Here is a 1,088-nt window from a genome sequence, read left to right as displayed (position 1 = left end):
ATGCTGCCCGACTCGGAGCCGTCGGACCTGGCGGAGGTGCTGCTGAGCGGGCTGCTGCGGCGCCCCGGCCCGCCGCAGCAGCCCGCTCAGCAGCACCTCCGCCAGGTCCGACGGCTCCGAGTCGGGCAGCATCGTCCGCTGCACCAGCCGCATCACCGGCAGCGTCAGCGGTGTCGCCGACAGGTACACCGCGAGCTGGACCGCCCGCGGCGAGGCCGACGACCGGAAGCGGCGGACCAGTTCGCGCGGCGGCCGCGCCATCCTCGGCGCCGCCGCCGGGGCCGCCGGGTGCCCCGGCAGCACCCGCCCCACCTCGGCCGGTACGGCACCACTGCCCAGCCCCGCCACCAGCCGGGCCCAGGCCCCGAGCGCCGCCGCGCTGGGCGGCAGCACCGGCACGACCAGGCCCCCGGTGGGCCGCCCTGCCCGCGGCGGCCGGTCCGGGCGGAACCGCAGCCGCCCCCCGGCCCCGTCCACCCGCGCGAGCGTGCCCCGCTCGGTCGGCAACCAGCTGCGCCCCCACAGCCGCTGCGGCAACGGCTGGACCACCACGCACGGCGCGCACTGCGCCCACCGGTGCAGCAGCCGTTGCGCCTCGCCCTCCCGCCACAGCGGGCCCGCGCAGTCGCTGACCACCATGGTCAGGGCCCGCCCGGTGGGGTCGCGCAGCTGCTCCCCGGAGCGGGACGCGGTGTCCGGGCACGGGCCGTTGCCGACCGCCGGGGTGCCGTCGGGGAGCCGGTGCAGATGGTGCACCTGGACGTCCCGGAAGGCCCCCAGGCGCTCGCAGACCGCGCGCAGTTCGTCGAGCATGTCCAGCCACACCGCCATCGACGGCGAACCGTCCATCACCAGCCTCATGGTCGCCTCCCGTCGGCGGTCCGGGCGGAACACCGGGATGGCCAGTCCGAGGGCCCGGGCGCTGGCCTCGGCGGTGGCGGCCTCGTCCAGCACCATCCGGGCCGGCGCGGCGGCCGCACTGCCGCGGATCATGGACATCCAGCGGGCCCTGCGGGCCCTCCAGCGCCACCGTCCGCCCGCCGCGCCGGCCCGGCACGAACAGGCCGAGGCGATCGTCGGCCTCCCGC

The 1,088-nt window shown here is 78.7% G+C and carries 1 protein-coding gene; it reads right to left on the bottom strand.

The window, feature by feature from the left end; all coding sequences use genetic code 11:
- On the bottom strand, positions 1-993 hold a 993-nt coding region (locus EF918_RS36010; RefSeq protein ID WP_260611021.1), incomplete at its 3' end, for an SAV_2336 N-terminal domain-related protein.
- Between the last annotated feature and the right edge of the window lie 95 nt (positions 994-1,088).

It is taken from the genome of Streptomyces sp. WAC06614 (assembly GCF_003949795.1).
In the GTDB taxonomy this organism is placed as follows: Bacteria; Actinomycetota; Actinomycetes; order Streptomycetales; family Streptomycetaceae; genus Streptomyces.
This window is presented reverse-complemented; position numbering and strand designations above follow the sequence as displayed.